30 protein-coding genes, 1 other RNA gene and 3 pseudogenes are annotated in these 26,010 nt (G+C 62.6%); 18 read left to right on the top strand and 16 right to left on the bottom strand.

The features are described from left to right. The first annotated feature begins 51 nt into the window (after window positions 1–51). The 3 genes from V5N13_RS10275 to V5N13_RS10265 all read left to right on the top strand — a co-directional run bounded on the left by V5N13_RS10275 (window position 52) and on the right by V5N13_RS10265 (window position 4,461). The gene (locus V5N13_RS10275; protein ID WP_336360686.1) at window positions 52–2,670 is read left to right on the top strand and encodes a valine--tRNA ligase; all 2,619 of its coding nucleotides are present in this window, start codon (window positions 52–54) and stop codon (window positions 2,668–2,670) included. Between the two features lie 323 nt (window positions 2,671–2,993). Then, window positions 2,994–3,296 (top strand): hypothetical protein, encoded by a 303-nt coding sequence (locus tag V5N13_RS10270; RefSeq protein ID WP_336360685.1) that lies wholly within the window; start codon window positions 2,994–2,996, stop codon window positions 3,294–3,296. Window positions 3,297–3,363: 67 nt separating this feature from the next. Next, window positions 3,364–4,461: an aminopeptidase gene (locus V5N13_RS10265; RefSeq protein WP_336360684.1), complete on the top strand. Its 1,098-nt coding sequence runs from the start codon at window positions 3,364–3,366 to the stop codon at window positions 4,459–4,461. A 21-nt stretch (window positions 4,462–4,482) separates the two neighbouring features. Here V5N13_RS10265 and V5N13_RS10260 read toward each other — a convergent pair whose 3' ends face one another. From V5N13_RS10260 to rnpB, 4 genes are all read right to left on the bottom strand, one after another. Further along, window positions 4,483–5,040: a DoxX family protein gene (locus V5N13_RS10260; RefSeq protein WP_442905067.1), complete on the bottom strand. Its 558-nt coding sequence runs from the start codon at window positions 5,038–5,040 to the stop codon at window positions 4,483–4,485. Between the two features lie 64 nt (window positions 5,041–5,104). Next, entirely contained in the window at window positions 5,105–5,944 is an 840-nt protein-coding gene (locus tag V5N13_RS10255; RefSeq protein ID WP_336360682.1) for a hypothetical protein, read from the bottom strand. 30 nt (window positions 5,945–5,974) lie between these two features. Then, window positions 5,975–7,051: a matrixin family metalloprotease gene (locus V5N13_RS10250; RefSeq protein ID WP_336360681.1), complete on the bottom strand. Its 1,077-nt coding sequence runs from the start codon at window positions 7,049–7,051 to the stop codon at window positions 5,975–5,977. Between the two features lie 68 nt (window positions 7,052–7,119). Further along, window positions 7,120–7,436: RNase P RNA component (gene rnpB / locus V5N13_RS10245), an RNA gene on the bottom strand. Between the two features lie 129 nt (window positions 7,437–7,565). On the opposite strand from rnpB, the gene V5N13_RS10240 reads away from it, so the two are divergent. Then, window positions 7,566–8,174 carry a TIGR00296 family protein gene (locus V5N13_RS10240; protein ID WP_336360680.1) on the top strand — a complete coding sequence of 203 codons (609 nt, stop codon included), beginning with the start codon at window positions 7,566–7,568 and terminating at the stop codon, window positions 8,172–8,174. On the opposite strand, the gene V5N13_RS10235 is transcribed toward V5N13_RS10240, so the two are convergent. From V5N13_RS10235 to V5N13_RS10225, 3 genes are read right to left on the bottom strand one after another with little or no spacing between them, the layout of a single operon-like run. Next, a complete protein-coding gene (locus V5N13_RS10235; protein ID WP_336360679.1) occupies window positions 8,171–9,316 on the bottom strand; it encodes a nicotinate phosphoribosyltransferase in 1,146 nt (381 codons plus the stop codon). The two genes, V5N13_RS10240 and V5N13_RS10235, sit on opposite strands and share 4 nt — an antisense overlap. A 31-nt stretch (window positions 9,317–9,347) precedes the next feature. Further along, entirely contained in the window at window positions 9,348–10,652 is a 1,305-nt protein-coding gene (locus tag V5N13_RS10230; protein ID WP_336360678.1) for an Hvo_1808 family surface protein, read from the bottom strand. After that, window positions 10,652–12,163, bottom strand: coding sequence for an Hvo_1808 family surface protein (locus V5N13_RS10225; RefSeq protein WP_336360677.1), 1,512 nt, complete (start codon window positions 12,161–12,163; stop codon window positions 10,652–10,654). The genes V5N13_RS10230 and V5N13_RS10225 overlap by 1 nt, the downstream gene beginning before the upstream one ends. Before the next feature lie 89 nt (window positions 12,164–12,252). Here V5N13_RS10225 and V5N13_RS10220 point away from each other — a divergent pair, with 89 nt between their 5' ends. Continuing rightward, entirely contained in the window at window positions 12,253–12,831 is a 579-nt protein-coding gene (locus V5N13_RS10220) for a cysteine hydrolase family protein (RefSeq protein WP_336360676.1), read from the top strand. On the opposite strand, the gene V5N13_RS10215 is transcribed toward V5N13_RS10220, so the two are convergent. Next, entirely contained in the window at window positions 12,822–13,271 is a 450-nt protein-coding gene (locus V5N13_RS10215; RefSeq protein ID WP_332897820.1) for a PaaI family thioesterase, read from the bottom strand. The two genes, V5N13_RS10220 and V5N13_RS10215, sit on opposite strands and share 10 nt — an antisense overlap. Window positions 13,272–13,473: 202 nt before the next feature. On the opposite strand from V5N13_RS10215, the gene V5N13_RS10210 reads away from it, so the two are divergent. Beyond that, a complete protein-coding gene (locus V5N13_RS10210) occupies window positions 13,474–13,887 on the top strand; it encodes a hypothetical protein (protein WP_336360675.1) in 414 nt (137 codons plus the stop codon). Here the strand turns inward: V5N13_RS10210 and V5N13_RS10205 are convergent. Then, window positions 13,868–14,686 (bottom strand): hypothetical protein, encoded by an 819-nt coding sequence (locus V5N13_RS10205; protein WP_336360674.1) that lies wholly within the window; start codon window positions 14,684–14,686, stop codon window positions 13,868–13,870. The genes V5N13_RS10210 and V5N13_RS10205 overlap by 20 nt on opposite strands. 54 nt (window positions 14,687–14,740) lie before the next feature. Here V5N13_RS10205 and V5N13_RS10200 point away from each other — a divergent pair, with 54 nt between their 5' ends. The 3 genes from V5N13_RS10200 to V5N13_RS10190 are packed head-to-tail and all read left to right on the top strand — an operon-like array spanning window position 14,741 to window position 17,162. Continuing rightward, window positions 14,741–15,424 (top strand): lipoate--protein ligase family protein, encoded by a 684-nt coding sequence (locus tag V5N13_RS10200; RefSeq protein WP_336360673.1) that lies wholly within the window; start codon window positions 14,741–14,743, stop codon window positions 15,422–15,424. A gap of 25 nt (window positions 15,425–15,449) precedes the next feature. Beyond that, a complete protein-coding gene (locus tag V5N13_RS10195; RefSeq protein ID WP_336360672.1) occupies window positions 15,450–16,706 on the top strand; it encodes a dihydroorotase in 1,257 nt (418 codons plus the stop codon). A gap of 36 nt (window positions 16,707–16,742) precedes the next feature. Further along, entirely contained in the window at window positions 16,743–17,162 is a 420-nt protein-coding gene (locus tag V5N13_RS10190) for a PPOX class F420-dependent oxidoreductase (protein WP_336360671.1), read from the top strand. Here V5N13_RS10190 and V5N13_RS10185 read toward each other — a convergent pair. Together V5N13_RS10185 and V5N13_RS10180 are read right to left on the bottom strand one after the other, a co-directional pair. Then, window positions 17,159–17,490: pseudogene (locus tag V5N13_RS10185) on the bottom strand (DUF7268 family protein). The gene V5N13_RS10190 and the pseudogene V5N13_RS10185 overlap by 4 nt on opposite strands. Continuing rightward, window positions 17,490–18,080 (bottom strand): annotated as a pseudogene (locus tag V5N13_RS10180) (ABC transporter permease); the annotation flags it as partial. The pseudogenes V5N13_RS10185 and V5N13_RS10180, both read right to left, overlap by 1 nt. Here V5N13_RS10180 and V5N13_RS17165 point away from each other — a divergent pair. Together V5N13_RS17165 and V5N13_RS10175 are read left to right on the top strand one after the other, a co-directional pair. Then, window positions 18,060–18,146, top strand: a pseudogene (locus tag V5N13_RS17165) (hypothetical protein); the annotation flags it as partial. The pseudogenes V5N13_RS10180 and V5N13_RS17165 sit on opposite strands and share 21 nt — an antisense overlap. 70 nt (window positions 18,147–18,216) lie before the next feature. Then, window positions 18,217–18,342 (top strand): hypothetical protein, encoded by a 126-nt coding sequence (locus V5N13_RS10175; protein ID WP_336360669.1) that lies wholly within the window; start codon window positions 18,217–18,219, stop codon window positions 18,340–18,342. A 1-nt stretch (window position 18,343) separates the two neighbouring features. Here V5N13_RS10175 and V5N13_RS10170 read toward each other — a convergent pair whose 3' ends face one another. Then, the gene (locus V5N13_RS10170) at window positions 18,344–19,024 is read right to left on the bottom strand and encodes a DUF5806 family protein (protein WP_336360668.1); all 681 of its coding nucleotides are present in this window, start codon (window positions 19,022–19,024) and stop codon (window positions 18,344–18,346) included. 80 nt (window positions 19,025–19,104) lie between these two features. Here V5N13_RS10170 and V5N13_RS10165 point away from each other — a divergent pair, with 80 nt between their 5' ends. Then, complete coding sequence (locus V5N13_RS10165; protein WP_332897806.1) at window positions 19,105–19,473, top strand: universal stress protein; 369 nt, start codon at window positions 19,105–19,107, stop codon at window positions 19,471–19,473. Beyond that, window positions 19,470–19,991, top strand: a complete 522-nt coding sequence (locus V5N13_RS10160) for a GNAT family N-acetyltransferase (RefSeq protein ID WP_332897805.1) — start codon at window positions 19,470–19,472, stop codon at window positions 19,989–19,991. The genes V5N13_RS10165 and V5N13_RS10160 overlap by 4 nt, the downstream gene beginning before the upstream one ends. Here V5N13_RS10160 and V5N13_RS10155 read toward each other — a convergent pair. After that, complete coding sequence (locus tag V5N13_RS10155; protein WP_332897804.1) at window positions 19,983–20,432, bottom strand: universal stress protein; 450 nt, start codon at window positions 20,430–20,432, stop codon at window positions 19,983–19,985. The genes V5N13_RS10160 and V5N13_RS10155 overlap by 9 nt on opposite strands. A gap of 85 nt (window positions 20,433–20,517) precedes the next feature. Here V5N13_RS10155 and V5N13_RS10150 point away from each other — a divergent pair, with 85 nt between their 5' ends. Both V5N13_RS10150 and V5N13_RS10145 read left to right on the top strand, forming a co-directional pair. Continuing rightward, window positions 20,518–20,955, top strand: coding sequence for a universal stress protein (locus V5N13_RS10150; protein WP_336360667.1), 438 nt, complete (start codon window positions 20,518–20,520; stop codon window positions 20,953–20,955). A gap of 59 nt (window positions 20,956–21,014) precedes the next feature. Continuing rightward, window positions 21,015–22,115 carry a DHH family phosphoesterase gene (locus tag V5N13_RS10145; protein ID WP_336360666.1) on the top strand — a complete coding sequence of 367 codons (1,101 nt, stop codon included), beginning with the start codon at window positions 21,015–21,017 and terminating at the stop codon, window positions 22,113–22,115. Window positions 22,116–22,245: 130 nt separating this feature from the next. On the opposite strand, the gene V5N13_RS10140 is transcribed toward V5N13_RS10145, so the two are convergent. After that, window positions 22,246–22,695, bottom strand: a complete 450-nt coding sequence (locus tag V5N13_RS10140; RefSeq protein ID WP_336360665.1) for a DUF5807 family protein — start codon at window positions 22,693–22,695, stop codon at window positions 22,246–22,248. Window positions 22,696–22,936: 241 nt separating this feature from the next. On the opposite strand from V5N13_RS10140, the gene V5N13_RS10135 reads away from it, so the two are divergent. After that, window positions 22,937–23,239 carry a helix-turn-helix transcriptional regulator gene (locus V5N13_RS10135; RefSeq protein WP_336361428.1) on the top strand — a complete coding sequence of 101 codons (303 nt, stop codon included), beginning with the start codon at window positions 22,937–22,939 and terminating at the stop codon, window positions 23,237–23,239. On the opposite strand, the gene V5N13_RS10130 is transcribed toward V5N13_RS10135, so the two are convergent. Both V5N13_RS10130 and V5N13_RS10125 read right to left on the bottom strand, forming a co-directional pair. Then, window positions 23,236–23,679: a DUF7112 family protein gene (locus V5N13_RS10130; RefSeq protein ID WP_336360664.1), complete on the bottom strand. Its 444-nt coding sequence runs from the start codon at window positions 23,677–23,679 to the stop codon at window positions 23,236–23,238. The two genes, V5N13_RS10135 and V5N13_RS10130, sit on opposite strands and share 4 nt — an antisense overlap. 106 nt (window positions 23,680–23,785) lie before the next feature. Beyond that, a complete protein-coding gene (locus V5N13_RS10125) occupies window positions 23,786–24,187 on the bottom strand; it encodes a 30S ribosomal protein S6e (RefSeq protein ID WP_336360663.1) in 402 nt (133 codons plus the stop codon). 236 nt (window positions 24,188–24,423) lie between these two features. Between V5N13_RS10125 and V5N13_RS10120 the strand changes: the two genes are divergently transcribed. Next, window positions 24,424–24,708: a hypothetical protein gene (locus V5N13_RS10120; RefSeq protein ID WP_442905096.1), complete on the top strand. Its 285-nt coding sequence runs from the start codon at window positions 24,424–24,426 to the stop codon at window positions 24,706–24,708. Between the two features lie 41 nt (window positions 24,709–24,749). Further along, window positions 24,750–25,985, top strand: a complete 1,236-nt coding sequence (locus V5N13_RS10115; RefSeq protein WP_336360661.1) for an MBL fold metallo-hydrolase — start codon at window positions 24,750–24,752, stop codon at window positions 25,983–25,985. Window positions 25,986–26,010: the final 25 nt, after the last annotated feature.

The following is a 26,010-nucleotide window of genomic DNA, read 5'->3' as shown; positions in this document are numbered from 1 at the left end:
CGACCCGTCAGTATCGGGTTTGCCCCTGCTCAGACTCGCTGCTTTCAAACCATGACAGATATGCAAGAGACCTACGACCCCGACACGATAGAGCGAAAATGGCGCGACGCGTGGGAAGGCTCCGACGTGTACGCCTACGAGGGCGACGAAGAGCGCCCCGACTACATCATCGACACGCCCCCACCGTACCCGACCGGTGACTTCCACATCGGCAACGCCCTCGGCTGGTGTTACATGGACTTCGCCGCCCGGTACCACCGCCTCAAAGGCGACGACGTGCTGTTCCCACAGGGCTGGGACTGCCATGGTCTCCCGACGGAAGTCAAAGTTGAGGAGAACAACAACATCCACCGAACGGACGTGCCCCGCGACGAGTTCCGCCAGATGTGTATCGAACACACCGAGGCGCAAATCGACGCGATGTACGAGACGATGCAGACCCTCGGATTCAGCCAGGACTGGGACCACGAGTTCCGCACCATGGACCCCTCCTACTGGGGGAAGACCCAGCGCTCGTTCGTCGAGATGGCCGAAAAAGACCTCGTCTACCGCGACGAACACCCCGTCAACTGGTGTCCGCGCTGTGAGACGGCCATCGCAGACGCCGAAGTCGAGAACATCGACCGCCAAGGGAATCTCTACTACATCACCTTCCCCGGCGTCGAAAACGCCGACATCGAAATCGCCACCACGCGCCCTGAACTGCTCGCGGCGTGTGTCGGCATGGCCGTGAATCCTGACGACGAACGCTACGCAGACCGCATCGGCGACACCTTCGAGGTGCCGCTGTTCGGCCAGGAAGTCGAACTCCTCGCAGACGACGACGTGGACGGCGACTTCGGAACCGGCGCGGTCATGATCTGTACGTTCGGGGACAAACAGGACGTTCGCTGGTGGGCAGAACACGGCTTAGACCTGCGTGCGGTGTTCACCGAAGACGGCCACCTGAACGACCTCGCAGGCGAGTTCGCAGGCCTCACGATTGCGGAGGCGAAAGAAGCCGTCGCCGAGAAATTGGACGAGGAGGGGTACCTCAACGACACCCAGCCGACCGAGCAGTCGGTCGGCGCGTGCTGGCGCTGTGATACGCCAATCGAAATCCTGAGCAAAGAGCAGTGGTTCATCCGCGTCGACACGGACGAAATCATGGAAAAAGCCCAGGAAATCGAGTGGATTCCAGAGCACATGTACACCCGCCTCGAAGACTGGGCGGAGGGCATGGAGTGGGACTGGGTTATCTCCCGCCAGCGCGTGTTCGCAACGCCGATTCCGGTCTGGTTCTGTGACGAATGCGACCACGTCCACGTCGCAACCACCGACGACCTGCCGGTTGACCCGACCGACTCCGGTCCGTCTATCGGGGACTGTCCAGAGTGTGGCAGCGACAACTGGCGCGGCGAGACCGACGTGATGGACACGTGGATGGACTCATCCATCTCCGCGATGCACGTCGCAGGCTGGCCAGAGAATGAGTTCTCGCCTGTCCAACTGCGCGAGCAGGGCCACGACATCATCCGGACGTGGGCGTTCTACACCATCCTCCGCACTGCGGCGCTCACCGACGAGATTCCGTGGGAAGAAGCGCTCATCAACGGCATGGTGTTCGGTGAAGATGGTCACAAAATGTCGAAGTCGCGCAACAACTTCGTCCAGCCAGAGGAGGTTGTGGAAGAACACTCCGCGGACGCCTTCCGCCAAGCCATCGCCCTCGGCGGCCAACCCGGCTCTGACATCCAGTTCCAGTGGAAGGAAGTCACGAGCGCGACACGCTTCCAGACGAAGGTGTGGAACATCACGCGCTTTGCACTCCAGCACTTGGACGAGGAGACGCCCGAGATTCAAGACCCGGCCTACCGCGACGCGGACAAATGGATTCTCTCGAAACTCGCGCGCACGGCCACAGAAGTGGGCGAAGACATGGACGCCTACCGCTTCGACGCCGCGCTCCGCAAAGTGCGCGAGTTCATCTGGCACGACCTCGCAGACGACTATCTGGAACTCATCAAGGGCCGCCTCTACGAGGGTCGTCCCGGCGAGCGAAACGCCGCCCGCCACGCCCTCTATACGGCGCTCAGTGCCTCGCTCGTGATGCTCGCACCGTTCGCTCCGTTCTTCGCCGCAGAGGCCTACAGCCACCTCCCCGGTGGCGAGGACACGGTTCACAAAGCCGCGTGGCCCGTCCTCTCGTTCGAAGACGAGGAGGCAGAGGCGCGCGGCGACCTCGTCGCCAACGCCGCCTCCACCATCCGCGCGTGGAAATCCGAGGAGGGCATGGCGCTCAACGCCGAACTCGACCGCATCGAACTCTACCCCGAGGACGACCTCTCGATTGACACCTACGACCTTTCCGGTACCGTCAACGCGCCGGTCTACATCGAACAAGGCGTGCCGAACGTCGACCTCGTCCCGGTCGGCGTCGACCCAGACCACAGCGTCATCGGGCCGAAGTTCCGCGGCAAGGCAGGCGCGGTCATCGCTGCCCTCGAAGCCGCAGACCCCGCCGCGTTGAAGAAAGAAAAGCGCACGGGCGAAGTCGAGTTAGAGGTCGATGGCGAGACCATCACCCTCGACGCAGACGCCTTCGACATCAAAGAAGAACAGCAGGCCGCGACGGGCGAAGAGGTCGAAGTGCTGGAGATTGGGGGCGCGACGCTCTTGCTGTTCCCCTAACTGATTCTCAACTTTTTTCGAGCCAGTCGCAGAAGCTGTCGAACGATTTCATCCCGTTTGTTCCCACCCTCACCAGAAAACTCATCACACACGCCTGAAACGACAACAGTATGGCTCTTTCTCGCAGACAGGTTCTTCATTTGCTCTCCGTCTCACTGGTTGGGTTCGCGGGTTGTAGCACGTCGAGTCCCACGAATACCGACGATAGCACGCAGACGCCAACGATGGCATCCACGACGAACCCATCCCTAGAACAAACGACAACAGGCGCGTGGGACGTGACAGATCTTCAAATTTCAAATCAGACGGGGTCGCCTGTTACGGTGACAATCGAGCTGTGGGAACGCCCATTTGTGGAAAAAGAAGACCCCTACGAGACGCTCACGGAAACGAGAACCCCGGGACCGGATGAAGAACCGGTGTTCACCGACACGTTCGAAATGGAGCGTAACGGCGGACGAACCTACGAGAATCTCCCTGCGTTTGATAACGCGGTTCGCGTCTCCCTCTCGGTCGAGGATGGCCCGTCTGGCGCGTATAGCTGGAGGGGGGACGGCGGTGACAGTCGCGGATTAACTGTCACCATCGAATCCGACCACATCGAATTTCAGGAGTACGTCGCATAGCAGTCCTCGCCGTCGAAAAACCGAACCCAACCGCACCTGTTTTTGCCACACCTCGTGTAGCGACTCCATGGACGAGCGAGTGCGCGAACACGCCCGAACCCTCGTAAACTGGAGTGCACGAATCGAACGCGGCGACACCGTCGTTGTCAACGTCGGCGAAGACGCCCATGACCTCGGCGTCGCCGTCGCAGAGGAGTTGGGGAACGTCGGCGCGACCATGTTCGTCACCTACGGTTCTGGCGAGATGCTCCGTGGCTACCTCAAAAACCATGACGGCGACTTCGAGGAGGTGCGTGGACCGGAACTCGCCGCCTACGAGAACGCAGACAGTGTCCTCTTTCTCGGCGGCGGATTCAACACCACCGAACTCGCGGACGTAGACAGCGACGTGCGACAGGCGTACAACCGCGCGACAAACACCGCCCGCGAAGCCCGGATGGACACCGACTGGGTCTCGACCGTGCACCCGACCCGGTCGCTCGCCCAGCAAGCCGGGATGTCCTACGCAGAGTACCAAGATTTCGTCTACAACGCGGTGCTCCGCGACTGGGAATCGCTCGCAGACGAGATGGCGCAGATGAAAGACATCCTCGATGCGGGAAGCGAAGTCCGACTCGTCAAAGCGGACACCGACCTCACCATGTTTATCGAAGGCCGCATCGCAGTGAACTCCGGGGCTTCCGTGGCCTACGACTCACACAATCTGCCCTCCGGCGAGGTGTTCACCGCACCGTACGACACCGAAGGAACCGTCTACTTCGACGTGCCGATGACACTCAACGGCAAGCGCGTCCGCGACGTGCACCTCACCTTCGAGGACGGCGAAGTGGTGGAGTTCAGCGCCGGACAGAACGAAGAAGTCTTAGAAGAAATTCTGAATACGGACGAGGGTGCACGCCGCCTCGGAGAGCTAGGTGTCGGCATGAACCGCGGCATCGACCGCTTCACCGACTCGATTCTGTTCGACGAGAAGATGGGCGACACCGTCCACCTCGCCGTCGGCCGGGCTTATGACTCGAATATCCCAGAGGGCGAAGAAGGCAACAAAAGCGCCGTCCACGTGGACATGATTACGGACATGAGCGAGGACTCGCGCATTGAAGTCGATGGGGAAGTCGTCCAGCGAAACGGCGTGTTCAGGTGGGAAGACGGGTTCGAAAAGTAATGCAGCGTTCGTTCGAAGGCGTTACCCGAGCAGGCTTTTGACCCACCCGTTATTCTGGACGAAGGTCGTCTTTTCGAGATAGGCATCCACGCCGAGAATGCGGCCCGCACCGAACGCACCGAGACCGAACAGCAAGGCTGCGTACACGATGTGGTCGTCAACGACCCATCCGTGTGCGATTGGCAGCCCAGCGAGGATGCCACCCTGTAAGGCCGCGGCCCAGTAGAACAACATCATTATCGCACCCCAGAACGCGCTCCAGCGGACGAAAGCCCCAAGCATGAGCGCGAGGCCGGCGAGCGTCAACCCCCACGCGTTGAGTGGATCGATGAGTCCGATATAGTCGGTGCCGAGCGTCATCCACAACCCCCCAAGCGGGTTGCCTTCGGGAATCGCGTTGAGGAGGAAGCCGCGAGCAGACCAGGTCGGGTCGAGAATCTTCGTAATCCCACCCTGGAACAGTACCCATCCCATGACAACACGGAGGATGACGAGGGAGTAGCCAACCCAGTGGTCTGAGTAGTCAAAACTGACACTGCGTCCGAACAGCTCAGCATCCATTGTATTAGTTTCAGACATATACGTCTGCGAAAATGTAAACAAGATATAAAAAATTGTTGTCTGTTTCGGCTAGCACCGCGAATTACGCCTCAAACACGGCCACCAGCACGAACAGACTTCCAAGCAACGCCACCGCAGCGACGATGTAGAGGCGCGTGCTCGTCTGAACTCGGTTACGAACCAGAAGAACGCGCCGGTCGCGTAGAAAAACACGGCAAACGCGAGCAGGATACCTTGGACAAGTCGGTCTGGTCGCTCGCGTTCTGGGGCTGGTTTTACGATGCCCCGATTCGAGGTGCGGGCGGAGGTCGTCGAACCGCTCGGTCGGCACGGCAAGCAGCCGCGGCGAGGTCAGCCGAGACGCTCCCGACGCGTAGGAGAGGTAACAAAGCGTCACGTCACCGACGTGGACGGGTTGAATCCCGTCGAGCAAAGCCAACGAGATGGTGGTTCCGACGTGCAGTTCACCCCGCTCCGGGTCGAGCCACCCCTCCCCAGAGAGGGCGGCGGTGACGACGAGCAGGAGAAACGTGAACGCGAAGATGCCGTAGAATGCGCGGCCGTCTGCGAGAAAGGCGAGGCCAAACACGACGGCGAGTAGCACGGCAGGAGGCACGATCTGTCGCCAGCCATCGACGCCCGGAAATTCGAACGGAGCGAACGCAGGGCGCTGAGATTTGTCGGTCAGCATCGGCCAGAGGTAGAGAATCGACCCCGGGCCGCCGACGAGAAGGAGGAGAACGAACAGCGCAATGACCGCCGGGCGTGCGGAGGCGAGAACGAGGGGAACAATGAGTGCGAGAAAGGCGACAAAGAGGAGGATAATCGCCGTGAAAGCGGAGACTGAAAGGATGCTGAGGGCGCGGACGACGCGCGAGGTGTCGCCGGAGACCGACCACTCGATGCGTGGAGACGCAGTCACGATAGACTAGTTTCTGTCAGGCGGATAAAATCAGTTCCACCACTCGCCACGACGGTCTGAATACGACGCCTCGCGGAAGGGGTCTGGGTACTCAGATTCTTCTTCGAACCCGAAGCCGTAGCCGAGCCACCAGCCGACGTGCCAGCCGGTGGCGTCGCGGTCGATGTGCGTGAGCGTGATTTCGAGGTGCGTGTAGGTTTCGAGCGCGCCGTCACCGTCCGGGTCTTGGCCACGGACTGCGCCACACGAACCGGGGTCAACACCACACGGCGAACGGTCAGTAAAGCGAATCACGATGTCGGCTTCGGACGCCGAATCCACCGTGGCAAAGGAGACGTTCTCGGGGACGTAGTTGTCCGCGCCGCCTGCGTAGTAATCGAGGGCGTGTTGAACCTGAGCGCGGGCTTCGGCGCGTTCGCCCTCCGGAACCACGCCGTAGTCAACGTACACCGAGAGTTCTGCGTGGTCCCACGGGAGCGGGCGTTCGGTGGCGTTCGTCTGTGGCAGCGTCGTCAGACTCGCCTGCCCGTCCATAATCGACCGGGGTTCGTCTGAGTGGTCGAGGCCCATCGCGTGGCCGAACTCGTGTTTGAGGACGTGGGTTGTGGATTTGTCAGAGAGCCCAGAGAGCACCTGAATCGTTTCGGGGCGGCGCACCTGCCGGGCGTCGGTGATGTACGGTGCACAGCCCGCGACCTCGCGTTTGTCGCCGCAGGTTTCTACGTGCGGGACGAACTCGATGATGATGTCCGGGTTTTCGGCGTTCGGTTCGAAGTCGAACGAGAGTGGATAGCCCGCGTAGCGCTCGCTGTTTACCTCCCAGTAGGCAAGCGCCGCTTCGACGAGCGGTTCGTAGTCGCGCGAGTCGCCTTCGGGAATCGAAAGGGCAACGGTCAACGTCTGTTCTTGCCACGGATTGTCCTGTGCGACAACGGCCGTCGGCGTGGCTTGCGGCGTCGGTGTCTGGGTTTGGGTGGCCGGTGCGGCGGTGGTCTGGCCGGTAGACTGCGTGGTCGGAGTGGCGGTGTCAGCAAAACCCGGGTCTATGGGGGCCGCACAGCCCGCGAGGACGATGAGGAACGAAAGCAGGAGGACGCGCCCGTTCATTACGCACATATCGGCTCGCCCCACCTATCATGCTTGTGGTGGGAGCAGTCGCTCTCTGCGATGAAAGTGGCTGAGGGGAGTAAGCCCCCTTCTGTTCAACCCGGTATTCGGCTGAGCGTCCGCATCGTCGTCCGGGCTACCTTAGCCGATGGGACTTGCACCGGTGAGGTTTCGCCGTTCCATCCGTTCTCCACCATCGACCCTCGGTGGGTTAGCTTCCCGTCCTTGCGGTTGGGGTCGCGCACCTCATCGGTCCGGTGGAGGGGTCTCGTTTCTGTTCCAGAGCCAGCGGTCTCCCGCTCCAGACTTGCGCCTGGTCACCTGCCCAGACAGTGGGGGGACTTTCCTCGTTGGCTTGCGCCACGGGAACCGGGCTCCCTCTGCCGGCAGATGGTAGGCCGCGTACCACAATTAAGGCGTTCGATTGGCGGGGAGACAGGAGGCGATGGGATAGTTCGGGTTCCAAATTGTCTGAATGAAAGCGTTGATTACTATTGTTCTCGTTACAGGTGGTATGTCCGAGGCTCAAACTGCGCTCTTTTCATACGACGACGGCCGCGGGGCTGTCGACCTCGCACGCGAGGCGGTAGACCTGTTCGTCAACAACGGCCAGCGAAAACAGCCCGGGAGTATGCGCGATGCCTTCTACAACCGAGCCGGTGTGTTCATCCGCCTGCAAGCGACGCAGGGACGGGGGCGACTCAGAGGCTGTGCTGGAACCGTCCAGAGTACAGAGCGCGTGGGCCACACCATCATCGAAGCCGCCATTCAGGCGGCGAGCACCGACTCGTGTGGCTCCGAACTCGAAGCCGCAGAGCTTTCGAGCACCGCATTTTCGGTCTGCATCGTCACCGACGTGATTCCGACCGACGACCCTGCCACAGACTTAGAAGTCGGCACCCACGGCCTCGCCGTCCAAAAGGGCCGCCAATCGGGCTGGCTCTACCCGACCGTCCCGGTTGAAAACGGCTGGAGCGAGTTCGAGTACTTAGACCGGACGTGCCGAAAAGCCGGGCTCTCGCCAACGGCGTGGGAAAAAGACGACGTGGACGTGTTGCTGTTTCGCAGTCAGGTGTTCGAAGAGCGAACCCCGAACGGGTCGATAAAAGAACTGACCTTCTAATTCTCGCCGAAGCCGACCTTCATCGCGTCCGTCGCGGCGCGTTTTGCTGCGTCCGTGAGGTCAAACTCACGGACGAGTTCACCCTCGCGGATGAGCGGTTCGAGCAACGGTCTCCCGTCGGTGGGGCCGGGGCGACTCGCAAGGCCGACGTCGTGGCCACCGTCGCGGGTGCGGTACACCTGTTTTTTCCCCGAGAGCTTCCCGCGTTTTGAGGCGGGTTCGCCTTCGACTTCGACAATGTCGAGCGCGAAGTCGAGCGGGTCTGCGTTCGAGACGTAGCCGCCGACGCCGAAGCCATCGACGAGGTCTTTCAGGTCGTAGAGGTCTGCGGGCTGGAGGCCACCGGAGACGAAGATATCGACGTGGTCGTAGCCGCGCACGTCGAGTTCCCAGCGCACCTCTTTGATGATGTGTGCGAAGTCGCCGCGCCGCGAGCGCGTCGTGTCGATGCGGATGCTCTCTAAGTCCTCTCCGAGTTCCGCGGCGGCGCGAAGCGCCTCCTCGACCTCGTCGCCGTAGGTGTCACAGAGCGCGACGCCCTGTCCAGTCGCCTCGTAGAAGGCGCGCCACGCGGCTTCCTGTTCGCCCCGGCCGTAGCAGATGAGCAGGGCGTGGGGCATCGTGCCGCCCGCTTCACGCCCGAGCAGGTCGCCTGCGGCAGCGTGCGAGAAGCCGTCGAAGCCCGCGAGGAGCGCAGAGCGTTCGACGACCGCAGCCATCGAGGGGTGGACGTGGCGCGCGCCGAAGCTGAGCATGGTCGTGTCGGGGGCGGCGTGGCGGGCGGAGAGCGCCTTCGTCGCAATCCCGGTCGCGTGTGAGAGAAAGCCGAGCAACGCCGTCTCGTAGCGCGCGAAGTCGCGGTACTTGCCCGTGATCTGGAGGACGGGCCCCGCATCGAACAGGTTGCCCTCAGAGAGGGCATCGACATCGACGGGAAGGCCTTCTAAGAGGTGGGCGGCGTCTTTGACGCCGGCAAAGAGCTTGAACTCGCCCGTGGGAAATTGATTGGCCGTTACTTCCGCGACGACCGTCGGGTTCTTCCCCGCGTGGTCGAGAGTGGTTTCGGTCCGCTCGAAGTAGACATCCGTGGCGCGCCCGGCACGGATGGCTTCGGTGGACACGATATCGAACGCATCGGACATAGTCGGCGTTTCCCGGCCAAGCGCGAAAAAGCTACCCGTCTATGTTGGCGAGTTCGCGGACGGTGGGCGCGTTCACGATTTTGACGCGCGTCCCCGACCGGGTCACCCGGAAGGCGTCTGCGAACGGTTCGCCTTCGGGGATGCGATAAACGCCATCGCCACGAGGGTCCGCGCCGTTTCGTTCGAGCACCTGCCGGTAGGCATCGTGGAACTCGCGGGCGTCTTCCTCGGACTCCCACTCGGTCACCCAGACGTAGCCGTACGCGTCGCCGTTGTGGTACGGAACGAGGCTGTCACCGGCCCACCCGGTCGAGGCCGGGAAGGCATAGGCGTACGGCGACTGGTCGGTGACCACGCCGTTCGCCCAGAGCATGGCGTAGATGGACGCTTCGCCAACCGTGTCCGCGTTGGTGTCGAGGGAAAACCGCTCCCAGCCGCCCGACGACCGGTCTGGCACGTCGAGTTCGACCGGGCGGTCGTCCGGGTAGTCTTCGGGGTGGATGACCTGTTCTGTGCTCTCGGGAACGTCGTCGTAGGCGGCGTTGACGGCCTCCCAGCCGCCTCGGTCGCGCAGTGACTCGACGAACGTCGGCCCTTCTGCATACGGCTGGTAGATAACCGAGAAGACGCCGCGATTGAAGTCGTCTGGCGCACTGCTCGTGCCCCGGTCGGGGCGGGCTATGCAGTCCCACTCGGCCTGACAGCGCGATTCGTAGAGCTGTTCGACGTAGTTCGCGTCACCTTCGGTGAGGCCGTCTGCGGCGAGTTCGCCGTCTTGGGTGGTCCGCCCGCCGGGAAAGCCAAAGTGCTGGTCTTGGAGGGCGTGGACGAGTTCGTGTGACAGCGTCGTCCGGTCGACCATCGGCGTCGCAGAGTCGCTCACAAGCGTGATTTCGCCGCCCCCGCTGTAGTAGCCCTGTACCGCACTGCCGTAGACGCCGCCAAAGGCGTCCGAAACGGTGTCGTCTTCGGAGACGAGAAACAGCCCCTCCCAGACCTGTTCGTTCCACCGGTCGTAGTCGGTCGGTTCGCCGTCGTCGTTCCCGCGCCGAGCGCGGTACTCCTCGCGGCTGATGAGCGTCACCGAGACCGACTCTTTGAACTCCAGCCCGCGGATAACCTCGACGCGGGCCATCGTCCGGGCGATGACGGCCTTGCGCTCGGTTTCGTTCAGGCCGTCGCTCTCATCGATAGAAAGCGGGTCGTCGTGCCAATAGCCGTTTTCCCAGCCAAGCGTGTCGTCGTCGGGGTCGTCTTGCGGGCCGAGAAGGCCGCCGACACAGCCGGAAAGCACGACGAGAAAGGCGAGGGCAACGAGCGAGCGAGTACGCGCCATCAGGCGGCGGTCTCAGACACGTCGGGGAGGTCGTCGGTCGTCGGCGCGTTCACGATGGTGACCGTGTCGCCCTCGAAGGAGACGTAGAAGGCGTCTGCGAACGGTTCTCCCTCGGGGATGACCCAGACGTTTTCGCTCACGCGGTGTGCACCCCAGTGTTGGAGGAGACGCTCGTAGCCCGTGACGAACTGCGCTGCGTCTTCAGGGGAGTCCCAGACGAGTTTCCAGACGTAGGCCGTCTCGCCGTCACCGTTTTTGTACACGTGCATCCGGTCGCCGTCCCAGCCGCGGGTGTAGCGCAGGTCGTAGTTGAACGGGTCAGAGCTGTTGACCTGCCCGTTGTCCTCGTAGTTGATGAATTCCTGGGGCTGCACCACGCGCGACTGATTGTACGAATCGGTGAACGTGTAGGCGAACATCGAAGAGAGTGCGGACTGCCCGAGGCTCGCGTAGGCCGGGCGCTCTTGGTCTGGGTTTGGCGACTCGGGGATGACGCGCTCCCAGTCACCGGCGTTCGTGTCTTCGAGGGTTACATCGGTCGGCTCGTCTTCGCCGTATTTCTGCGGGTAGATGACCTGTTCTGCGCTGTTGGGCAGGTTCGCGTAGAGGTCGTTCACGCCGTCCCACCCCTGCGTGCGGTGCATCTGGCCGACGAAGCCGGGACCGTCGCTGTACGGGAAGAAGTTGAGGAAGTAGATACCCCAGTGGAAGTCGTCAGGGACGCCGCCACCGCCGCTCGATTCGGGCGCTTCGAGACACTCCCACTCGCCGCCACAGCGTTCGAGATAGAGCCGCTGGACGTAGTTTGCTTCCCCTTCGATGAGGCCGTTTCGCGCGTTGTAGAGTTCGCGGGTTGGCCGCGAGATAGAGGAGATGTTGTAGTGTTGGTCTTGGAGGGCGTGGACGAGTTCGTGTGAGAGTGTTCCTTCTGCGTCGAGCGACGGCGTATCGGAGTTGGCGACGATGACGATGGCGTCCTCTTTCGGGCTGTAGTAGCCGAGGACGTTCGAGCCGCGATTCGTGTTCTGGACGTCTAAGGCGTCTCTGTCTTCGCCGACGAAGAACATCGCTTCGAACTTCGAGTTGTCGAAGGCGCGAAAGTCGTCTGAGTACTCCTCTTGGCTCTGGTTCTGGTACTCGGCGCGCGTGATAATTTCGACTGGGACGGTCTCGTTGAATTCGAGTTTGCGCACGTTTTCGACCCGCGCCATCGCGCGGGCGACGATGGCGTCGAGTTCCGTCTCGTTCAGGCCGTCGTCGGTCGTCACCGAGAGCACGTCGTCGTGCCAGTAGCCGTTCTCCCAGCCGAGTACGTCACTCTCGGGGTCGGGGCGGGGCGTCGTGGTCGGCGTCTGTGTCGCTGCCTGCGTCGTTGTCGTCGGACTCGGCGACGCAGTTTGCGTGTCCGCTGGCGTCGTTGTCGTCGCATCGGTGGTCTCTCCTGAGAGCACACCGCTACACCCAGAGAGGACGAGGAGGAGTGCGACCAGGACGGTGGCGAGTGCTCGCATACCTCTACAATAGCGGGTGGCAGTGAAAAAGCACCCGGCGAGTTCACGCTGCGAGCAGGATTTTTGCCCGGCGGCGGGAGATGTCTAGCATGGAACTCAACCCAGCAACCACGGCAGTCGTCGTCGTAGACATGCAAAATGGCTTCTGCCATCCCGATGGGAGCCTTTATTCGCCCGGCAGCAAGGCCGTCGTAGACGACGTGACCGCCCTCGTCGCACGGGCGCGGACAGCGGGTGCGACCATCGTCTACACACGGGACGTCCATCCGCCAGCACAGTTCGAGAACGCGCACTACTACGACGAGTTCGAGCGGTGGGGCGAACACGTCGTTGAGGGAACGTGGGAGACGGAATTCGTCGATAGCCTCGACGTGCGCGAAGAGGACCACATCGTCGAAAAAAACACTTACGACGCCTTCTACCAGACGGAGTTGGAGGGCTTTCTCTCGGCCCATGGCATCACCGACCTGCTCATCTGTGGGACGCTTGCGAACGTGTGCGTCCTTCACACCGCGTCAAGCGCGGCACTGCGTGATTTCCGCCCGATCATCATCCGTGAGGCGGTGGGCGCAATCGAGGAAGGGCACAAACAGTACGCCCTCGACCACGCGGCGTGGCTGTTCGGCGACGTCCTTTCACGGGCCGACGTGGCCTTCGCTCAGGACTGAAACAGCCGGAACGCCGCCTGCCCGGTCGCCACTTCTTTGGTCTCTCCCTCGGGCGTCTCGCTTTCGACCGTGATGTCCGCCCAGCCAACCGAGGAGCCAGTGCGGACGACTTCCGCGTGCGCGGTGAGGTCGGCGGAGGCGCGACGGAGATAATTCACGTTCAGGTTGACCGTCGCAAGCGTGTCTTCGAGCGGATTTGCGAGCGTCGTTCGCAGGGCGAGGCCGCCCGCGGTGTCGATGAGCGAGGCCGCGACGCCGCCGTGAATTGTGGGTGGCTCCGTTGGGTTCGTGAACTTGTCGTCGAAGGGGATGGTGAGCGAAATCTCCCCGTAGGAGACGGCGTCGACGCGCATGCCGAGCCACGCGAGGTAGCCGTGTTGTTCGTCGATGACGTGTTGAATCGTCTTGGCCGTCCCATCGGGGATTTGCTGGTCGCTCATATGCAGGTGCTAACGGGCAACGGCCTTCTATGCACTGGCTTGTCGTGCTGACAATCAGTAATTTCGAACTATCTTGAATATTTATATGCTCAGCTCGCGAAGGTGTTTGTAGATACACTGCTGGGGCCAGTGTGGGGGATTGGGGTTGATAGGAATATTCGAGTGGAGGGTACACGGAGCAACTATTGGGACACTGCTAGTCATGGCGTTGGCGGTGTTCGAGGACGCCATTCGCTCGGTGGCAGACATCGTGCACTTCTGGGACGATGATGACGAGACCGAATCCACTGAGAATCGCGTGCCAGCGGGTCCACACCTCGTCGCCCACGTCGTAAAGCGCGTCCCGCCAGACGCCATCGTGACCAAATCGTGGACAGACCCGATAACGGACTGTCACCCAATTCAGTACATCCTCAAAGAGGCGTTCCTCTCGAAGCAAACGCCGAAGCTCGTGCTCACGAAACAGGCGACAATCAACGAGGTCCGCCACGTCTTTTCGCTGTTGCCCTACACCGAAGGCGAAGACGAAGGAGAGCGCGACGGCTACTACGTAAATACCAGTCAGGGCGTGGTCGTGCTCACACTCGAAACGCCGGTCAAGCCCGACGAATCGTGAGCGCCACGTCGTCGCCAATCGAAAAGTCGTGACCCGGTAAGACGAGTTTTGCGCCGAACGTGTCCTGTGAACAGTACAGCGATAGCCCCGTGAGAGAAACGCTGTTTGCGCGGAGTTCAATGTCGTCCCACGTCACGTCGCGGTCGGTGGCGACGCCGACGCGTTCGCCCGCAAGTGTGACTCCTTGCTCGCCGCGATTGCCGAGTGCGCCCCCGCCGTCGTAATGGGGAAGGCCGCCATCGAGCACGACACCCGGTGCGCCCTCGATGCCCGCGAACCATTCGCCCGGAGCCGGGTGTGCCGGTTCATCGAGGCGAACCCACGTCTCGCCGGTTTCGACCACCGTTCCCGTTCCGTCCCACGCGAGCGGGCGCACCTCGCAGTCGAGGTCGAGTGCGACAGAGCCCGCCGCCCGGTAGTGATTCGCCTCGTGTGGGCGAAAGCCGAGGTGGATGTGGTTCGACACCCACGGCGCGAAGAATCCGGCGCGCACCATTTCGCCCAAGGAGTCACCGACTTCGACCACGTCTCCCGCTTCGACGGCGGGTTCGACGTGCAACAGTCGGGCGACGTACTCGCCCGTGTCCACGAGGATGAGGTAGTCGTGTTCCGGCGCGTAGGGCTTTGGTGGGGCGCGCACCGCACGGGTGTCGAGCACTTCGCCTGCGACCGGTGAGGGCGCGTCGTTCGTCTCGGGGTAGAGGTCGATGGCACAGCCGTGGTCGTGGGCCGTGTACGGCGAGTTGTAGAGCGAAAAGCGTGGGTATCGAGCGAGTACCGACGAGTCGAGCGTGACCATCGCCTGCCAGTAGCAAGGGAGGGTGTTTAGTCCCGTCGGGAACTCTATTTTTACATGCGCGTGATTCGTGGCCGGGCAGCCACCGTGGCCACAGACCGGGAGGCCAGTCGCCGGCTGCTCGACTGGGTAGCCGACACCGGAGAGCCAGCCGTCCGCGTCTGGACGCCCCACCGACAGGTCGCCTTCGGGCGACGCGATGCGGGGTCGCCGGGTTACGAGCAAGCGAAACAAGCGGCGAACGCCCACGGCTTCCCGCCAATCGAACGCAACGTCGGCGGCCGCGCGGTCGCCTACACCGGGACGACAGTCTCCTTCGGGCGGGCCGTGCCGATTTCCGACATGCGAAGCGGCCTCAGCGACCGCTACGACAGCCTCACGGCGGACGTACAGACGGCGCTCGCGCGCCTCTCGGTCCATGCCACAACTGGCGAACCACCGAACTCATTCTGTCCGGGCGCACACTCGCTGCAAGCCGACGGGAAACTCGTCGGCATCGCCCAACGCGTCCGGCGCGGCGCGGCACTCGTCGCGGGCATCTGCATCGTCGCAGACCACGCGGAGATTGCGGCCGTCCTTGACCCCGTTTACGACGCCCTCGGCGTGCCCTTTGACCCACATTCGGTGGGAAGCGTCGAGAAGGCGGGCGGCCCGGCGGACCCCGAGAAAGTCATCGACGCGCTCGAAGCCTCGCTCGCCGGGCCGGGCGACCACGAAGTCGTCTCGGTTCGGGACGTTTAGGGTACTCCGTGGCGCAGATGCTTCCATGCTCATTACTAACGCGACGCTCGCGGACGGCCGCCGCCGCGACGTGCGCATCGCGGACGGGACCATCACCGAGATCGGCCGCACCCTCGCGGGCGACGCAGACGTAGACGCGAGCGGCAAACTTCTGTTACCGGGGATGATCGACGCCCACGTCCACTTTCGCCAGCCGGGGTACGACCACAAGGAGACGTGGGAGACGGGAAGCCAGTCGGCGGCGGCGGGCGGGGTAACCACCGTCGTCGACCAGCCGAACACTTCGCCACCGACCGTTTCCGGTGAAGCGTTCGACGAGAAGGTCGCCTTCGCAGAACAGTCGTACGTAGACTGGGGAATCAACGGCGGCGTGACCGAGAACTGGAGTCGAAAGAGCCTGCTGTCGCGGCCACTGTTCGCGCTCGGTGAGGTGTTCCTCGCAGACTCGACCGGGAACATGGGCATCGCCCCCGGATTGTTCGAGGACGCCGTAAAAGCCGCCACGAAGAAGGGCGTCGCCGTCACCGTCCACGCAGAGGACGCAACGCTGTTCGACGAGTCCGCGAAAGACCGCGACGACGCCGACGCGTGGAGCGCCTTCCGCACCGCAGAGGCCGAAGCGGAAGCCGTCGAACTCGCCTGTCGGGTGGGCGAGGAAGTGGGCGCACAGCTCCACATCGCCCACACGAGCACGCCCGAGGGCATCGACATCGCTGCAGACTACGGCATGACCTGCGAGGTGTCGCCCCACCACCTCCTGCTCTCGCGGGCCGACTCAGAAGAACTCGGCACGTTCGGGCGGATGAACCCGCCACTGCGCAGCGAACAGCGCCGTGCGGCCGTCTACAAGCGCGTTGCCGACGGGACAGTGGACATGATTGCGACCGACCACGCTCCACACACGCGCGAAGAGAAAGACGCGAGCATCTGGGACGCCCCGAGCGGCGTCCCCGGCGTCGAAACGGCCCTCCCGCTGCTGCTCGAAGAGGCGCGCAAAGGCAACCTGACCTACGAGCGCGTCCGCCAGCTTACGGCGTCGAACCCCGCCGCCGTGTTCGACCTGCCGAAAAAAGGTCGCGTTGCCGTTGGCATGGACGCAGACCTCGTGCTCGTAGACCCAGACAACAGCCGCGAGATTCGCGGTGCTGACCTGCACTCGAAGTGCGGCTGGACGCCGTTCGAAGGCATGCGCGGCGTGTTCCCCGAGTGGACGATGGTTCGCGGTGAGCTGGTGTACGAAGACGGCGAATTCGGTGAGGCAGTCGGGCAGAACGTTCGCTGAGCGAAAGTTTTGGTTTCCCGGCTCGTAGCTAGGGGAATGGCCGAGATTCCCCCAGAGTTCCACGACCTGTTCGAGGGCCGTGCCTTCGCGCAGTTTGCCTCAGTCCTCCCCGACGGCAGCCCCCACGTCGTCCCTATGTGGGTCGAATACGACGACGGTTTTCTTTACGTGAATACGGTGACAGGTAACCGAAAGCACCGCAACGTCGAACGCGACCCACACGTCTCGCTCGCCATCAGTGACCCAGAGAATCCGTATCGGTACCTCCACATCCGCGGCGAGGTGGTCGAGATGACCGAAGACGTTGGGCAAGAACAGCTCAACCGACTCGCAGAGCGCTACACGGGCAAGAAAAAGTCGCCGCGCGAAGGCGCGGCAGATGCGTCGCGGACGGTGCTGAAGATTCGCCCCGACGCCGTGGTGGGTCGCGCCTCGCCGACGCGCCAGCGCCGTTAGAGCGCGAACGAGGCGAGCACCGAACCCACCATCATGCCCGCGCCGAACCCGGCGATGCGCGCCATCGCGCGCCGGGAGTTTGTTCTGTCCAGTCGCCCCCCTCAGAGAGGTACGACTGCATCGTCTCGATGGCTTGCCCCATGAACACCGAGCCAGTCCAGCCGAGCGTCGCAAAGCCAAGCGCGAGCGCGCCGAGGGCGAACACCTGACTCGTCGCAAAGGTGGCGTCACCCTGATAGAGCGCGTAGGCGACGGTGGCGACGATGCCGACGAGGCCCGCGCCGGCGAGGAGTCGAATGCGTGGGCGGAGCCACGCGCCAACGTCCATTAGTCGATGGCGTCGCGCATCCGTGGGTCAAGTGCGTCGCGCATCCCGTCACCGAGGAGGTTGAACCCGAGGACGGTGATGGCGAGGAACAGCCCGGGGAAGAACGACCACCACCAAATACCTGAAAGGAGGCCGTTGGTGACCCCGTTCGAGAGCATCAGCCCCCACGACGGCGTCCCGGGCGCGGCCCCGAAGCCGAGGAACGATAGCGCCGCGATGTCGATGATGGCGAGGCCGAAGTTCAGCGTACTCTGGACGGTGATGGGCGCGAGCGTGTTCGGCAGGATGTGGCGGAACAGCACGCGTGGGTCGCGCGCCCCAAGCGCGACGATGGCATCCACGTACTCGTCTTCGAGCACCTTGAGCGCCGCCCCACGGACGACGCGGGCGAACCGGGGCGTATAGACGAGCGTGAGCGCGATGACGACCTTCCAGAGGCCTGCACCGAAGATGGCGACAAGCGCGACCGCGAGCAGGAGTGATGGGAACGCGAGCAGCACGTCCATCGTCCGCATGATGACGTTGTCGGTCATGTCCGAGTAGTAAGCGGCCATGATGCCAAGCGTGATGCCCGAAATCGTCGAGAGGCCGCCGCGTTCGAGTCCTACGAGGTGTTTCGCGCGGGCAACGACGACATCATCTACCTCCTGTTAGTGATTCGCGACGAAGCCGAAAAACGCGCCATCTGCATCCCGTCGGACTACGACGTGCGAACCGGAGAAGTAAATGATTTCGCGCGCCCGCGAGGAGGGCGTTGTCTACACCCACGTCCGCCGCCTCTCGACCGACCGCATCATCACCTTCACCCACGAGCAGGCGGCGATGCTGTTGCCACAGCGAGACGAGAACTGACTCAGGGTTCGTGAATGCACCCGCACTCGGGGCACTCGACTTCTTCATACCGTAACTCCTGACTCGCCTGTCGCACCTCGCGCATCACCGTCGAGATCCGCTCTTCTGCGGCGAGTTCTTCGTCCACGGTCAAATCGACGCCCTCGACTTCGAGGAGGAACTTGGCGATTTCCGTCGCCTCGTACATCACGTCGTCGAGTTCCTCTGCGGTGAAGAAGTCACACATCGCGCCGTAGAGGAAGGTCGCACCCGCTTTTCGCACCTTACTCTCGAAACTCGAACGCGCTTGGTTGACCGCTTGTGGCGAGTAGGTGTCGGTCATGAAGGGGACGAGTTCGGGGAGGTTGCGCCCGATTTTCGTCATCTCGACGCCGGTTTCGGTGCGGAAGTCAGAGCAGAGGCGCGCGATGGCCCACTCGCGGGCGGTCACGTACGTGCGATCGCGCAGGAACTGGTTGACGCGGTCGTAGGCTGCGCCGTCCATCTTCGAGAAGCGGGCGTACTCGCGCACGTCCTCGGGGATGTCGCGGTCGGGTTCTGACTCGGGTGGGGTGTTCGATTCCGGAGTTGCCGGTTCGGATTCCGTGGCGTCCGAAGCGGCGTGTGTCTCAGGGGAGTCGCTGTCCGTGTCCTCGTCTGCCTGCTCCACAGCGTTGTCCGGAGCGGGCGGGTCACCTGCCATATGCCACCCTGTTTCGCCGGCCCCAAAACCGTATCGACGGAGGGATAACGACTTTGCCACCAGCACTCGTTTGCCCGCGTATGAACGTGCTGTTGGGTATCGGCGGAACCGACGACTCACTTTACGCGCTCTCAGAAGTCGTCGAGCGGACGAAAGCGACGGGTGATACGCTCACCATCGCCATCCTCGATAACCCCGAATCAGACCGCACCAAAGACGCCATCGAGCGACGCGTGCGCGAGGTTCTCGAAGCAAACGGCGTCGAAGCGAGCATCGAACACCTCTCTGGACACCCCGGAAGCAAGCTGGTCGAGCTGGCAGACAGCGGCGAGTTCGACCGCGTCGTCTTGGGCGGCGGCCAGCGCAGTCCGATGGGAAAAATCAACTTGGGGAGCGTCTCTGAGTTCGTCCTGCTCAACTCCCGAACGTCGGTGACGCTCATCCGATGAGCCACGACGTCTACCCCGACGAGGTGACAGGCCCCTTCGAGGAACCGCCGCTTTCGTTCACCGATACGGAAGGCCGCGAACTTGTCGTCGAAGCGTACGACGGCGCGATAGAAGAACTCGTGGCGATGTACGTCGAGTTCGACCCCGCAGACCGCGCACAGGGCATCCCGCCGGTTGGCGAACAGAGCGTCCGCAAGTGGCTCGAAAACATCGTCCCGAAAGGGCACAACGTGGTCGTCCGCCACGACGGCGATGTCATTGGGCACGCCACGCTCGTCCCCGACGACGGCGAGTCGTACGAACTCGCCATCTTCGTCCTCCACGCGTATCAGGGCGCAGGGATTGGCTCGAAGCTGCTGACCGCACTGCTCGGGCTTGGTGCCACACGAGGCGTCAAAAAGGTGTGGCTCACCGTCGAGCGATGGAACGCCGCTGCGATTGGTCTGTATCACAAAGTCGGCTTCGAGACGAGCGGCACCGAGAGCTTCGAACTCGAAATGGCGATTCGACTAAACTGAGAGCACGGGCTGGCTCGCGTAGAGCAACACGTATTCTGCGGCTTTCGAGAGCACTTCGTCAGGTCGCCCCGTAAGCGGTTCGCGGGGGATGACGAGGAAGTCTGCGTCCACGTCGTCTGCCACGTCCAAGATGACGCTTCCGGGGTGCTGGGTTTTGCGGTGCAGCGAGAAGCCAGCGGCCGCAGAGTGCCCAACCGAGACGGATTCCGGGCGGATGGATTCGAGTGATTTGACGAACGTCTCCATGCGGTCTGCGACGGTGTCAGGTTCGAGTTCGCCTGTCGCCATCGCACGGACGGAGTCTTCGCTCACGATACTGAGGAGGTGAACCGATGCGCCGTAACGTTCGGCAATCGCAAGCGCGTATTCGGCAGCCTGCATCGAGGCTTCGCTGCCGTCGACGGGAGCGAGCACCGTGTCAACTGAAACGGGCGCAGCCATGTGCCAACCTGGGTCGCCCCACCTAAAAAAGGCTCCGAGGGCGCGACAGGCAGAATTTATACATCATCGCGCAAAACGAGAGCGTATGATTGACTCCGTGGTCATCGCAACCGATGGTTCAGCTAGCGTCGAGCGAGCCGTGACGGTTGCGCTCGACCTCGCAAACCGCTTCGATGCCACGGTCCACGCCCTCTACGTCATCGATGACAGCGAGATTGACACCGCCCCCGACAGCATCCGTGCGGAGTTCCGCGACGCGCTCGAAGACGCCGCAGACGAGGCGCTTGCGGCGGTGAAAGCGGGCGCTGCTGGTGAGGTCGTCACCGCCATCGAAACCGGCCGCCCGGCGAGCGTCATCTGCGAGTACGCCCGCGACAACGACATCGACGTCGTCGCAACCGGCACCCGCGGCCGTCACGGCGAACACCGCTTCCTCTTGGGAAGCGTCGCGGAGACGGTGGTTCGCCGGTGTTCGGTGCCCGTTCTCACGGTTCGACAGCTCGAAGGCGAAGCCAGCCAGTAACCGAAATCGCTCGTCTCGCCAACCGAGGCGTTCTTTCCTTGCCAGCCCAACGGGTGCGTATGGACGATTATCTCATCGACGACGAACACCTCTCGTTGTCTCGAAAATCCGTACTCCCGGGGACGGGCTTTTTCACCCCCGATTCGTTCGAAGACGAACTCGAAGACCAAGAAGTCGCGGAAGCCGTAGACGGTGCCTCGACCGTCGTCATCGCAGACCCGGACGCAGACGGACTCGCGTGTGTGGCGCTCATCCGCGCCGCCTACGGCGAGGCCGCGCTCGTCGGCGCTAGCCCCTACGATTTAGAGGACGCGATGGAGCGCGTCGCAGCGTACGCAGAACCCGGCGCAAGCGTCTTCATCTGTGACCTCTGTCCGGACAAGTTCAAGTACGTTGACGAAGAGCTGCACCTGCTCGTAGACCACGCAGACGTGACGTGGTACGACCACCACCAGTGGAACGACGAAGTGACCGAGGCCGTCCGCGAGACGGGCGTCGAACTCGTTATTGGCAACTCAGAAGAGGAGTGTACCGCGGACGTGGCGCTTCGCTCTATCGACTTCGAGTTCCCCGACTACTTAGTCGACCTCGCCGCGGTCACGCGCGACCACGACCTCTGGCTGCGCGAAGACCCACGCAGCGACGACCTCGCAGACCTCGCCTACTGGAGCGAACCAGAGGAGTACGCAGAACTCATCCAAGAACACGGTGCAGACCTTCCGGAAGAAGCAGCGGAGTTCTTAGCCGAGATGCGCGTCGAAAAAGAGGCACTCATCGAACAGGCGATTTCGCGTGCCAACTTCCACGAAATCGGTGAGTGGACGGTCGGCGTCACCTACGGCCGGTGTTCGCAAAACGAGGTCGCAGAGGCCCTCCGCGAACAGGGGTCTGACGCCGCCGTCATCGTCAAACCCGCAGGCAGTGCGTCGATTCGTGGCACCGAGACGTTCAAGCGGTGTCACGAAGTTGCCGAACAGGTAAACGGCGGCGGCCACCCGAAAGCCGCAGGCTGTAAACCTGACATCTACAACGATATGCTCGATTACGCTCACCACTGGACGACCCAAGGTGCGGTGACTAAACAGGCCATCCTCTCTGCGTTCGAGCGACTCGCAGTCGAGGAGTCTGCGGAAGACGACGCAGACGGCGACATCGAATAGCACTCGCGCCTCGAAAGAGGGCGAACGTTTATATCATAATACTGCAATAACAGCCACAGGGGCCACTTGTCGATTTGTTCTCTGTGCCCCTACCCCCCACCCCCCTTACGTCGCCACGAGCGACGGCGTTTCAGGCGTCGCGGTCGCCAACGACCCAGCGGTCTGAGTAGGCCGCCCCGCAGGTACAGTGGGCGTAGGCGTGAATGACGTTCCCTTCCGCGTACAGGCCGCCGACCTCCTCGTTTTGCTCCTCTGCGAACGCGAAGATGTTGCGCACTTGGTGGTCATCGTCGGACTCGTCGTCCCACTTTCGCGGGCAGGTCGCAGAGAGCAGGTCGCCGCCGATGTCACCTTCGGTGCCCATCGCCCGCTGGGCGAACGTCATTGGGTCAACGCCGGTCGCTTTCTCGTACATCGCTCGGCCTTGTTCGCCGGGGAGCACCATCACGACGCCTTCGTCTCGCAGTTCGCCGTGGTCTGCAAGCGCCTCCGGGTTCGAGAGGGCGTGGGCGGCGAAGAAAATCAACACGTCGTCGGTACGCTCACCAGCAAGGAACTCCGCACGCGCAGTTTCGCTCATGGCCGTGCTATCGGCGCAGTAAATAAAAACGGTGTGGCTTAGCGCTCGAAGTTCGTCGCCGCGAGGAGGATGCGAAGCGCCTCGTCCGGCGGGAGGTCGGGCGCGACCGCGTCAGTCACGGTGCACAAGAGTTCCTCGAAGGCTTCGCCCAGATTGTTGGTCGAAATCGTCGCCTCTGAGCGCTCGCCGCAGACGGTGAGCGAGAGGGCGAACTCGCTACAATCGAGTTCGTGTTTGAGGAATCGATTGTCAAGGACAACTTAGCAGAGATTTTGCTCTTGCTCATTGGCTTCCGGGGGCAACCCACGGCAAAGAACTCCTGGGTGACCTCTCGAAGCTGTTCAACGCCCACCTCAGCCCGGGGACGGTGTATCCGGCGTTGCACGAGCTCGAAGCCGAGAACGTCCTTGAGATGCACAAACTCGTCCGAACAAAAGAGTATTCCACCGAAAACGATGGCGTGGCCCGCGAGCGCATCGAAGACGCCATGCGCCAGCACCTCGCGGTTGGGCTCTTTCTCTACGGCTCGCTCCAGCACATCTAAGTTTCGTCGAGCGACCGCGCAATATCGGTGAGGCTCGAATTCGGGGCTTCAACCGCCGTGTACACGGCTCGTTCGCCTGGTTTTCTGATACCGTAGAGGAATCCCTCTTCGACGATATCGACGAGGACAGAGCTGTCGAACGAGCGCCCGGAGGATTTGACCCACGCGTCGAGGTGGTTCTCGCCCTCACCGGCGGCGCGTGCGAGGCGAGCGTTGTCGAACGCGCCGTGGAACTCCGGGCCGTCGCTGCCAAGGGGTGATTCGATTCGTGCGTGATACTGCGTGCCGTCGAGGACGAGTCGGACGACCTCGCCGACGGGGAAGGCGTCGTGGTACGCTTCGGGGATGGAAATCGACGGACGGTCGGTTCGACCGCGGCGAGTGAGGCGAGCGCGAACCTCCGTCACCGAAGGGTTGTCACTCGAAATCTTGTCAGCCATTGCTGAGACCACGAACGCTGACCGGAAAGGTACTGCGCTTTGTGAGCGAAAAAGCCGTGTCACTCTCGAAGCGAGGTGCGGAAAACTAAACCGCCAAAAATCAGCGTTATTCTTCGTCTTCGCCGTCGCCCTCACCGAGGAGGTCTTCGATTGACTCGTCACCGCGGGCGGTGATTTTGGCGTTGATTTGGCGCGTTTCGTCGCTGATTTCGCGGCCGCGGACGGTGATGCGGCGGCGCTCGCCGTCGCGCTCTGGTTTGTAGCCCGTGCCACCGGTGAGGAGGATGGCCTTGACGTTCGGGCCGGAGACGTCTGGGCGCATCGCGCGGCCGGTGTTGTCGGAGCCGCCAGTGATTGCGAGCGTGTAACCGGAGAGGCCAACGGCGCTGCCGTCTACCTCGTCGCCGATGGACTTGCCCATGAATCGGTTCGCATCCTGTCCCTCGATGTCGCGCTGAAAGGTCTCGCCGGACTCGGGGTCAGCGACGACGACCTGAAAGTCTGCCATGCGTGTGTAAATATGGTCGCGCTTGAAAAGCACATCGAAACCTCGTTTTCCCCCGGTTGGTGGGGCGACCAGCCGGGTACGTGTCCTGAGATTGTGCCCCCTGTCAACGTCACCCGATATGCCCGAGCGCATATCGACAGAACACCGGGAGAAGACCGGAACCGGTCGAAAACAGCCGAATTGTCAGTATGAATCACCGAAGCATCAAGTGCGTCCGGAACGAACACACAGCCATCATGGACTCAAAGCGGCTCGAACGGGCACTCACGGCGGAGTTTGACCCGAATGCAGACGAGCTGCGCGTCGTCGTCCGTCAGGCGTGTGACCTAGCCGATTCGGGGAAAATCGCCCGCGACCACGGCCACGAGCTGACGGTCGAGGACATCGTTGCGAACCTGCGCGACGCCCCGAAACACAGTTCGCTCTCCCAGCGCTGGAACTGGTGGCTTGGCGCACTTGAGACGGCCTATGGCGGGTACGCTGAGTTCCGGATTCTCCCGACGCTGTTTGGCGACATCTGAACCGATGGAGGCAAACGAACAGCGCCAGTAACGTCTGCCAGATGAAGCTACGCTTTCTTGGTGGGGCGCGAGAGGTTGGCCGGAGTGCCATCCTCGTAAACGACCGCCTCCTCTTAGACTACGGGATGGCCCCCGGCAACCCGCCAGCCTACCCCGTTGGCGACGTTTCGCCCGAAGCCGTCGTCGTCTCACACGGTCACTTAGACCACATCGGTGCGTTGCCGACGCTGCTGTCGGGTACCGAACGACCGCCGATTCACTGGACGCCGCCGACCCGCGAACTCGCCCTGACGCTCTGTCGAGACACGCTCAAACTCCACGGCGGAACCTACGACTGCCCGTTCACCGAAGTCGAAGTCGGCCGGATGACGCAAGTCTCGAAAGAACACGGCTACGGCGAGACGTTCGAGGCCGCCGGGCACGAAATCACGTTCTACAACGCCGGACACATCCCCGGCAGCGCCCACGTCCTCGTAGACGACGGCGAGACAAGACTGCTCTACACCGGCGACTTTCACACCGACGACACCCGTCTGCTCTCGGGGACAACCGACCGGCCCGAGGCGGACGTGGTGCTCTGTGAATCGACCTACTCGGACGTTGACCACGACCCGCGCGAGCAGGTCGAACGCCGCTTCGCAGAGAGCGTGCAAACCACGGTCAGAGAGGGCGGCACCGTCATCGTTCCCGCCTTTGCGATTGGCCGCACCCAGGAACTCCTCCACATCTGTGCGGCCCACGGCATCGACTGCTACGTCGATGGGATGGGCAAGTACATCACGCAGATGCTGCGCAACTATCCCGCGTACGTCCGGGATGAAGACGCACTCAAGCGGGCGAAATCAAACGCCCGGTTCGTGACCGGGAAAAACGGCCAGCGAAAACGCATTGCCCGGAAGAACACGGTCATCGTGACCACGAGCGGGATGCTCACCGGCGGCCCGGCGATGACATACGTCCCCGAAATTCGAACGAATCCAGTGAACAAACTCACCTTTACGGGCTATCAGGTCGAAGGCACGCCGGGTCGTGAACTGCTGGAGTACGGGCGGGCAGAAATCAACCGACAGGTGATGCCCGTGAGTGCCCAAGTGGAGGCGTACGACTTCTCCGCCCACGCCGACCGAGAGGGGCTTAAAGAGTTCCTCGCCAGCTACACAGACACGCCAGTCTTGCTCAATCACGGCGACCGGTGTGAGGCGTTTGCAGCGGAGTTAGAGGGTGAGGGGTTCGACGCGAGTGCGCCTGCGCTTGACGAGACGGTTCACGTCGAGTGACCAACTCCCGGACGCACTGGCAAAC

The sequence above is a fragment of the Haladaptatus sp. ZSTT2 genome (genome assembly GCF_037081775.1).
Lineage (GTDB): Archaea > Halobacteriota > Halobacteria > Halobacteriales > Halococcaceae > QDMS2.
Note: the sequence above shows the minus strand (reverse complement) of the source record. Positions and strands in the feature narration are given on the sequence as shown.

Excerpts from the sequence above, each read along its gene's own strand:
- V5N13_RS10275 (WP_336360686.1), top strand. The coding sequence starts at position 52 with ATGACAGATATGCAAGAGACCTACGACCCCGACACGATAGAGCGAAAA.
- V5N13_RS10265 (WP_336360684.1), top strand. The coding sequence starts at position 3,364 with ATGGACGAGCGAGTGCGCGAACACGCCCGAACCCTCGTAAACTGGAGT.
- V5N13_RS10260 (WP_442905067.1), bottom strand. The coding sequence starts at position 5,040 with ATGTCTGAAACTAATACAATGGATGCTGAGCTGTTCGGACGCAGTGTC.
- V5N13_RS10250 (WP_336360681.1), bottom strand. The coding sequence starts at position 7,051 with ATGAACGGGCGCGTCCTCCTGCTTTCGTTCCTCATCGTCCTCGCGGGC.
- V5N13_RS10240 (WP_336360680.1), top strand. The coding sequence starts at position 7,566 with ATGTCCGAGGCTCAAACTGCGCTCTTTTCATACGACGACGGCCGCGGG.
- V5N13_RS10235 (WP_336360679.1), bottom strand. The coding sequence starts at position 9,316 with ATGTCCGATGCGTTCGATATCGTGTCCACCGAAGCCATCCGTGCCGGG.
- V5N13_RS10230 (WP_336360678.1), bottom strand. The coding sequence starts at position 10,652 with ATGGCGCGTACTCGCTCGCTCGTTGCCCTCGCCTTTCTCGTCGTGCTT.
- V5N13_RS10225 (WP_336360677.1), bottom strand. The coding sequence starts at position 12,163 with ATGCGAGCACTCGCCACCGTCCTGGTCGCACTCCTCCTCGTCCTCTCT.
- V5N13_RS10220 (WP_336360676.1), top strand. The coding sequence starts at position 12,253 with ATGGAACTCAACCCAGCAACCACGGCAGTCGTCGTCGTAGACATGCAA.
- V5N13_RS10215 (WP_332897820.1), bottom strand. The coding sequence starts at position 13,271 with ATGAGCGACCAGCAAATCCCCGATGGGACGGCCAAGACGATTCAACAC.
- V5N13_RS10210 (WP_336360675.1), top strand. The coding sequence starts at position 13,474 with ATGGCGTTGGCGGTGTTCGAGGACGCCATTCGCTCGGTGGCAGACATC.
- V5N13_RS10205 (WP_336360674.1), bottom strand. The coding sequence starts at position 14,686 with ATGGTCACGCTCGACTCGTCGGTACTCGCTCGATACCCACGCTTTTCG.
- V5N13_RS10200 (WP_336360673.1), top strand. The coding sequence starts at position 14,741 with ATGCGCGTGATTCGTGGCCGGGCAGCCACCGTGGCCACAGACCGGGAG.
- V5N13_RS10195 (WP_336360672.1), top strand. The coding sequence starts at position 15,450 with ATGCTCATTACTAACGCGACGCTCGCGGACGGCCGCCGCCGCGACGTG.
- V5N13_RS10190 (WP_336360671.1), top strand. The coding sequence starts at position 16,743 with ATGGCCGAGATTCCCCCAGAGTTCCACGACCTGTTCGAGGGCCGTGCC.
- V5N13_RS10175 (WP_336360669.1), top strand. The coding sequence starts at position 18,217 with ATGATTTCGCGCGCCCGCGAGGAGGGCGTTGTCTACACCCACGTCCGC.
- V5N13_RS10170 (WP_336360668.1), bottom strand. The coding sequence starts at position 19,024 with ATGGCAGGTGACCCGCCCGCTCCGGACAACGCTGTGGAGCAGGCAGAC.
- V5N13_RS10165 (WP_332897806.1), top strand. The coding sequence starts at position 19,105 with ATGAACGTGCTGTTGGGTATCGGCGGAACCGACGACTCACTTTACGCG.
- V5N13_RS10160 (WP_332897805.1), top strand. The coding sequence starts at position 19,470 with ATGAGCCACGACGTCTACCCCGACGAGGTGACAGGCCCCTTCGAGGAA.
- V5N13_RS10155 (WP_332897804.1), bottom strand. The coding sequence starts at position 20,432 with ATGGCTGCGCCCGTTTCAGTTGACACGGTGCTCGCTCCCGTCGACGGC.
- V5N13_RS10150 (WP_336360667.1), top strand. The coding sequence starts at position 20,518 with ATGATTGACTCCGTGGTCATCGCAACCGATGGTTCAGCTAGCGTCGAG.
- V5N13_RS10145 (WP_336360666.1), top strand. The coding sequence starts at position 21,015 with ATGGACGATTATCTCATCGACGACGAACACCTCTCGTTGTCTCGAAAA.
- V5N13_RS10140 (WP_336360665.1), bottom strand. The coding sequence starts at position 22,695 with ATGAGCGAAACTGCGCGTGCGGAGTTCCTTGCTGGTGAGCGTACCGAC.
- V5N13_RS10130 (WP_336360664.1), bottom strand. The coding sequence starts at position 23,679 with ATGGCTGACAAGATTTCGAGTGACAACCCTTCGGTGACGGAGGTTCGC.
- V5N13_RS10125 (WP_336360663.1), bottom strand. The coding sequence starts at position 24,187 with ATGGCAGACTTTCAGGTCGTCGTCGCTGACCCCGAGTCCGGCGAGACC.
- V5N13_RS10120 (WP_442905096.1), top strand. The coding sequence starts at position 24,424 with ATGGACTCAAAGCGGCTCGAACGGGCACTCACGGCGGAGTTTGACCCG.
- V5N13_RS10115 (WP_336360661.1), top strand. The coding sequence starts at position 24,750 with ATGAAGCTACGCTTTCTTGGTGGGGCGCGAGAGGTTGGCCGGAGTGCC.